Origin of the sequence: Flavobacterium lotistagni, assembly GCF_011392125.1 — a bacterium.
GTDB lineage: Bacteria > Bacteroidota > Bacteroidia > Flavobacteriales > Flavobacteriaceae > Flavobacterium > Flavobacterium lotistagni.
Map to the genome: position 1 here is coordinate 1 of NZ_JAAJBU010000042.1, position 323 is coordinate 323.

A 323-nucleotide genomic window follows, 5' to 3' on the forward strand; every position below is an offset into this window, starting at 1 on the left:
GTAGCACACTGACCAGCATCAGGCGTGAAAGTGTAAGTTCCGGTTGTTGTATTATCTACAGTCGATGGCGACCAAGTTCCAGAGATTCCATTAGAAGAAACTAAAGGAAGAACAGGAGCAGTATCACCAGCGCAGATTTCAGTATCCAAACCATTAAAAGTTGGCACCAATTGATTCACAGTTACTGTTACCACAAACGGAGCCGTAGCACACTGACCAGCATCAGGCGTGAAAGTGTAAGTTCCGGTTGTTGTATTATCTACAGTCGATGGCGACCAAGTTCCAGAGATTCCATTAGAAGAAACTAAAGGAAGAACAGGAGC

Annotated in this window: 1 pseudogene; it reads right to left on the reverse strand. The window is 44.6% G+C overall.

Annotated features, from left to right (window positions below):
• Positions 1-323 (reverse strand): annotated as a pseudogene (locus G4D82_RS14345) (lectin-like domain-containing protein); the annotation flags it as partial.